This window comes from Pseudochelatococcus contaminans (genome assembly GCF_014195635.1).
GTDB lineage: Bacteria > Pseudomonadota > Alphaproteobacteria > Rhizobiales > Beijerinckiaceae > Pseudochelatococcus > Pseudochelatococcus contaminans.
In genome coordinates this window covers 69,288-75,679 of sequence record NZ_JACICC010000010.1, presented here as the reverse complement: position 1 = coordinate 75,679, position 6,392 = coordinate 69,288, and the positions used below count along the sequence as shown (strand labels likewise).

Below are 6,392 nucleotides of genomic sequence, written 5' to 3'. Positions count from 1 at the left end.
TCGTCGCTATTTCTCATACTCCCAACCATCTCTGGTCAGGACGCAGGAAAAAAACGCCGCCTACGATTCTCTTCCAATCCAAATTGTCAAAGAACAACCTTGCCATCAGGCAAGCACTCTTTCGAGCAAATTCGAGAACTCAGAAAACAGGACAACGACCCAACCTTGTTAGTCGGGCTGTTATCCCAATCCGGTTATCGGAAACTTCTTACCATTCGCCGAGGAACTCGCTGGAAGTTCGCCGCAGCGCCGGTGTGGGTGTTATATAGGCCAGACTTGTTTCGACTGTCAACGCTCTCATGAAATTTTTTTGACGATTTTTGCGATTTTCTTTTCTGGCGGTGGACATCCCATTGCCGGCAATGGGTTTTTCGGAATCGGCCTGTTTGCCCCCCATGCCCGGTGACCCGCATATATGCCGTGAAGGGGGATGTATTGAGGAATTTCGCTTTCGGGGTATATATGTAAGCGATATTCCGGGTCCCCGCTTCGGTACACGTGCGTCATATATATGCAGCGCCGTGTGCGCGTATGATATGAAGACCCTTGATGATGTGAAAACCTTTGCACGGCGCGGCTTGCGCGCCGGATATGGATCGACTTGAACGCGAACCGCTCCTGGTTTGCTTGGAGGATTGATGCTGCAGCGGGCGCCGGTGACGATTCGGACAGAGGCCAACGCCCCTCGCCCGGACTCCTGGATGAATCATCGCAGAAGCGGAACGGGCGCGGTGGATGTTTCGCCGCCTCTCGATCCGAACGGCCTTGCCGTCATCAATCAGGACCGGCGTCGCGTCAGTCTGAGATGGCTTGTCGGCAGCGTTTTGACCGCCCTCAGCGGTGGCGCACTTATTGGCGGTGCAATCGTGATCGCCTTGCAGGGCGAGATCGTTCAAGTTGAACGGCCGCAGCGCATGATTCCCAAGGCGACGAATGTTCCGGAACAGGACACGCTGGCTCGTCGGGCTGATCGGCTGGTTCGCCGGGAAGTGACGCGCAATCTGGCAAGGCAGGAGTTCAAGGCTCCTATTACGGTGCGCGCCGGTGACCGCGAGGTCATCCGCACGCGGGACTTCGTGCGAATCAATGCCCCGCTTGCCCTCACCTCCGGGACTCACGCAACAAACATTCCCCCGTTCAATCCGCTGAACCTCTTTGCGGACACCGAAACCGCAACCGCCAACGCCCGCGAGACGGCTGCCGATGTGACCGATGCGGATGTCTCCATCGTCAAACGGGATCTGGTGGGCGAAAACTTCGCCTCCTCCCAGCCGGGCCTGAACGCCGACGAGGCGTTGGCGCAAATCGTGGCGGAAGAGCGGCTGATGAGCGATTTCAGTGGCCGTTCCGCACTGCCGCAGGCGGGCCGGATGATGCTGTTCCGCTCGTTGCGGCAGGATCAGCCGGCGCCAGCGGCAACCGCCTATGCCAGCCTGAGCGATATGCCTTTCAACGATATCGACGTGCGGGTAGTGCCGGAAAACGTCACCATGTTACCGAAGCGCTCGCCGTCCGCCGGAAACGCCGATGGCACGGAAGAGCATCTCGCGGGCGTTCCCGGCGACGTGATTCTCTCAGTTCTGATTGATGAGAAGGCCACACCCGAGGATGCTCGCGCGCTCGTGACGGCACTCGGGTTCGGCGAAAAAGATAGGCTGGGCGAGGGACAGGTTCTGTCACTGCTTCGTACTGTCGAGCCCGCCAGCGAATCGGCTGAGGTCGATACACCCCGGCGCACCATTGTGAAAACGCAGCAACCGCAGGCCGCTGAGGATAGCAAGGCCATCGGGCGTGTCGTGCTTTATGAAGAAGGCAGGATTCGCGCCGTGGCCGCGCTCTCCGACGACGGTCGCTATGTTCCCGTCTTCCTACCGGAAGACGATATGGCAGGCACCGTGCCCCAGACTGCACGCGGTGCGAGCGAGACCGGCCCGGGCGCACAGCTTTACGAAAGTGTCTACGAGACACTCGCCCGCTATAGTGTTCCCCCTGCACTCGTGAGGGAGATCGTTCCTCTCTTCGCCGCCGATACCGATTTCCAGCGGCGCGTGGAAGCAGGCGAATCGCTTGAGCTGCTCTATACCAACGATGCCGATGGACCTGTCGAACTGCTCTATGCTGCCCTGACAGTGGATGGCGAGACCCGGCGTCTCTACCGTTTCCAGCCGCCCGGCGACGGTGGTGGCAATTTCTATGATAACGACGGCCGGTCGTTGCAGAAGTTTCTCATCCGCAAGCCGATCACCGAAGGGCGTATGACCTCAGGCTATGGCATGCGGTATCACCCGGTTCTGAGCTACGCCAAGATGCATACCGGCGTAGACTGGGCGAACCGGATCGGTACACCGATTCTGGCAGCGGGCGATGGCACTGTTCTCAAGGCGCAATGGGATTCGGGCTATGGCCGGCGCACGGAAATTCAGCACGCCAACGGTTATGTGACGACCTACTCGCACCAGTCGCGATTCGCGCGCGGCATTTCGCCAGGCGTGCGTGTGCGTCAGGGACAGGTCATCGGCTATCTCGGCAACACCGGCCTGTCGACCGGCCCGCATCTGCACTATGAGGTGATGGTCAATGGCCGCTTCGTCGACCCGATGAAGATCAAGCTGCCGCGCAGTAATGAATTGTCCGGCGACGATCTTGCGGAATTCTCGCTTCAGCGCGATCAGGTGAAGGAATTGCTCGCGCGGTCCGAAACCGGCAACGGCAGCGCGACGCTGCGTTGATCCACCGCCCCGGCTCTGGCGCGCGTCCAGCCCTCTTGCCGGGCTCAAATGAGGGTTGCGAAACCCGGTTCCGTCAACAGGTCTCGCGGGTCCATTCCGGCTTCGCGCAGGGCGTGCAGCGGATAAGAACTGCGCGATTTCGCCAGCTTTCCGCCATCTGCGTCGAGAAGCAGATCATGGTGATGGTAAGCGGGCACCGGCAGATCGAGCAGGGCCTGCAACAGGCGGTGAACGTCCGTTGCCGCCTCCAGATCGCGCCCGCGCACAATATGTGTCACGCCCTGAAGCGCATCATCCACGACGACCGACAGATGATAGCTCGTCGGCGTATCCTTGCGAACCAGCACGACATCGCCCCAGCGGGCTGGATTGGCCTTTGCGTGAGATCCCTCTCCGGTCGGAGAAAACACCGGATAATCAAGCGTCACCCGCAGATCCGCGATTCGGGACAGCGCGCGGCGCATGTCGAGGTGGAGCGCGAAAGGCTTTCCAGCCTCCCGGCGGCGGTCCTCTTCATCGGCATCGATAACCGGATGATCGCGCCAGCGAAGCGGCGCGCCATCCGGATCGCGTCCCACGCTCGCGGCCGCGATTTCCGTCCGCGAGGCGTAGCAAGGATAGAGAAGTCCCAGCGCTGACAGCTTTTGCACGACCGCTTTATAATCTGCGAAATGATGCGACTGTCGGCGCACCGGCTCTTCCCAGCTCAGGCCCAGCCAGTGAAGATCGTCGTAGATCGTCTCTATATAAGCGTCCTTGCACCGGGCAAGATCGATATCCTCGATACGAAGCAGGAAACGGCCGCCAAAGCGCAGCGCGAGCCGATGATTCAGCAAAGCGGAATAGGCATGCCCACGATGCAGGAAACCATTGGGACTTGGGGCGAAGCGAAACACCGGCCTCTTATCGTCGCGCCGTTGAGGTTGATCTTGCTGTGGCGTTGCCTGCTGCACGAATTTTCACCTTTGGCCATCATTCGGGCCATGAATTGCTTGCACCGGAGACACGATCCGATTATCCGATTTTTTTCCTTGTCGGCCATCTGGATCAGGATGAGCCGGCAGGATGCCACAGGCAAACCAGCCGCAAGCTGGCGAGCAGGATGATGGATGCCGATCCTGCTTTTTGCATCCATCGTGTCATCATGCATGAGAATGCATGGAGCAAGGCTGATATCGGCAATGCGGAATAAACCCGCGACCCGGCCGATGACCAGGTGTAACGGGAGGGGGCAACGATATGAGCGGACCCACCAGCAACGATAACCCGATCGTGCCGTTTCCGCACGCGCCGCATCCGGACATCGGCGACCTGCAGACGGCGCGGGAGATTATCGCCGCACCGTCCGTCGCGGTCATCATGGGCAGCCAGTCGGACTGGGCCACCATGCGGCACACCGTCGAAACCCTTGACGCCCTCGGCATCGCCCATGAAGCGCGCATCGTTTCGGCACACCGCACGCCGGAAAGGCTGTACGAATTTGCCCGCACGGCGCGTGAGCGCGGTTTCCGCGTTATCATCGCGGGCGCCGGCGGCGCGGCTCACCTTCCCGGCATGACTGCGGCCATCACCAGCCTGCCGGTTTTCGGCGTGCCGGTGGAAACGAAGGCTCTCGGCGGACGGGACAGCCTGCTGTCGATCGTGCAGATGCCCGCCGGCATTCCTGTCGGAACCTTGGCGATTGGCCGTGCCGGCGCCATTAACGCAGCGTTGCTGGCCGCAGCGGTTCTGGCACTTGGCGATCCGGCGCTTGCCGTCCGTCTGGATGCGTGGCGCGCAGCCCGAACCGCCGACGTGGCGGAGTTTCCGGCGGACGAGGATTGATTATGCTGACCCCCGGTTCGACCATCGGCATCCTCGGCGGCGGCCAGCTTGGACGCATGATCGCGCTCGCCGCGGCCGAACTTGGCATCCGTGTCCATATATATGCGCCGGAAGCCGATAGCCCGGCATTCGAGGTGGCCAGCCGGCACACGGTGGCGGCTTATGAGGATGAGGACGCACTGGCCGCCTTCGCCCGTGAAGTTGACGTCGTCACCTATGAATTCGAGAACATCCCGGCGGCATCGGCAGAGGTCATAGCCGCACTGGTGCCACTGCATCCGGGCGTGAAGGCCCTCTCCGTCACACAGGACCGGCTGACGGAGAAGGATTTCATCACAAGCCTTGGCATCGGCACGGCGCCATATCGCAAGGTCGATGATCTCTCCGAACTGGAATCGGCGCTGCAAGCGCTTGGCCGGCCGGGCGTACTGAAAACCCGCCGCTTCGGTTACGACGGAAAAGGGCAGGCGATCATCCGTCCGGACGAGGATGCCGCAGCAGCGCTTGCGAGCTTGCGCCACGCACCGGCGATTCTGGAAGGCTTTGTGCCCTTCACGCGCGAAGTCTCGGTGGTGGCGGCGCGTTCCAGCGACGGTTCCTTCGTAGCCTATGATCTATGCGAGAACACGCATCGCCATCATATCCTCGATGTCACCCATGCTCCCGCCAGGCTTGCGGCGGACGTGGCGCGGAAAGCCGTGGAAGCGGCTCGCCTCATTGCTGATTCGCTGGAATACGCGGGTGTGCTGGCCGTCGAGATGTTCGTCGTCGACGATGGCACAGGCGGCGAAACGGTTCTTGTCAACGAAATCGCGCCGCGCGTTCACAATTCCGGCCACTGGACCATCGAAGGCGCTCAGACTTCGCAGTTTGCCCAGCACGTGCGAGCGATCAGCGGCTGGCCGCTCGGTGCAGTCGGCATGACAGGCGCGGCCGCTACCATGACCAACCTGATCGGCGATGACGTCGACAACTGGCGCTCCATCGCAGCGGAGCCCGGGGCGCACCTGCACCTTTACGGCAAGGGCGCGGCCCGGCCGGGAAGAAAAATGGGCCACGTGACGCGTATTGCACCGCTGGCGTAAACAATCATGCGGGCGTAAGCGCTCAAATGGTTACAGGTTTGCGATTGCAAGCCCGCAAGTGCAAGCTGGTTGTGGACAAGCATGGCATGATCTGCTATCCGCATGACTTCTTTCCGGGCGCACCATCGGCGTTCCGGGTATTTTCCGGCGCGATCGTCGTGCCGGGGGCGGCAAGCCCCTTTCATTCTAAAAGAACACGGGAAGATAAAGCGTGCAGGTTCTCGTTCGCGATAACAATGTCGATCAGGCACTCCGGGCCCTCAAGAAGAAGATGCAGCGTGAAGGCATCTTCCGGGAAATGAAGCTTCGTGGCCACTACGAGAAGCCCTCTGAAAAGAAGGCTCGCGAGAAGGCCGAAGCTGTGCGCCGCGCGCGCAAGCTGCAGCGCAAGCGTCTGCAGCGCGAGGGACTGCTGCCGTCGAAGCCGCGCACGGTTTCCGCACGCTGATCGTTACGGCCTCTCCGGTCGAGAGAAACGACTGGCAGGCCGTGACGTTGCGTTCGGTTTGAGCCTATCAATCCGCCGATTGTGAACCATGTGGCGGATCCAAAAGATCAGACACCGCGTAATCCGGTTGTCCTGCGGGGCAGTCGGGTTTGCGGTTTTTTGCGAATGGACGTCAGCAAAATGGGCGGGGCTAAGTTGAGCAATCGCGTCACGCATGCCGGACACAGAGCCGGCCTCCTGTTTCCGGTGCATTTGCTGACTTTTCCGAAAAGGGCTCTTGTGCCCAGCAGGCGCTTGGCCGCGTTG

6 protein-coding genes are annotated in these 6,392 nt (G+C 60.9%); 4 read left to right on the top strand and 2 right to left on the bottom strand.

Annotated elements, in window-relative coordinates; genetic code table 11:
• Positions 1 to 208: 208 nt before the first annotated feature.
• Positions 209 to 397: a hypothetical protein gene (locus FHS81_RS15565; RefSeq protein WP_183754500.1), complete on the bottom strand. Its 189-nt coding sequence runs from the start codon at positions 395 to 397 to the stop codon at positions 209 to 211.
• A gap of 304 nt (positions 398 to 701) precedes the next feature.
• Here FHS81_RS15565 and FHS81_RS15560 point away from each other — a divergent pair, with 304 nt between their 5' ends.
• Positions 702 to 2,729, top strand: a complete 2,028-nt coding sequence (locus FHS81_RS15560) for a M23 family metallopeptidase (RefSeq protein ID WP_183754498.1) — start codon at positions 702 to 704, stop codon at positions 2,727 to 2,729.
• A gap of 44 nt (positions 2,730 to 2,773) precedes the next feature.
• Here FHS81_RS15560 and gluQRS read toward each other — a convergent pair whose 3' ends face one another.
• Positions 2,774 to 3,625: a tRNA glutamyl-Q(34) synthetase GluQRS gene (gene gluQRS / locus FHS81_RS15555; RefSeq protein WP_343052513.1), complete on the bottom strand. Its 852-nt coding sequence runs from the start codon at positions 3,623 to 3,625 to the stop codon at positions 2,774 to 2,776.
• Positions 3,626 to 4,088: 463 nt separating this feature from the next.
• On the opposite strand from gluQRS, the gene purE reads away from it, so the two are divergent.
• The 3 genes from purE (at position 4,089) to rpsU (ending at position 6,086) form a co-directional block, all read left to right on the top strand.
• Positions 4,089 to 4,553, top strand: a complete 465-nt coding sequence (gene purE, locus FHS81_RS15550) for a 5-(carboxyamino)imidazole ribonucleotide mutase (protein WP_183754518.1) — start codon at positions 4,089 to 4,091, stop codon at positions 4,551 to 4,553.
• Positions 4,554 to 4,555: 2 nt separating this feature from the next.
• A complete protein-coding gene (locus FHS81_RS15545) occupies positions 4,556 to 5,638 on the top strand; it encodes a 5-(carboxyamino)imidazole ribonucleotide synthase (RefSeq protein WP_183754494.1) in 1,083 nt (360 codons plus the stop codon).
• Between the two features lie 211 nt (positions 5,639 to 5,849).
• The gene (rpsU, locus tag FHS81_RS15540; RefSeq protein ID WP_183754492.1) at positions 5,850 to 6,086 is read left to right on the top strand and encodes a 30S ribosomal protein S21; all 237 of its coding nucleotides are present in this window, start codon (positions 5,850 to 5,852) and stop codon (positions 6,084 to 6,086) included.
• The last annotated feature ends 306 nt before the right edge of the window (positions 6,087 to 6,392 follow it).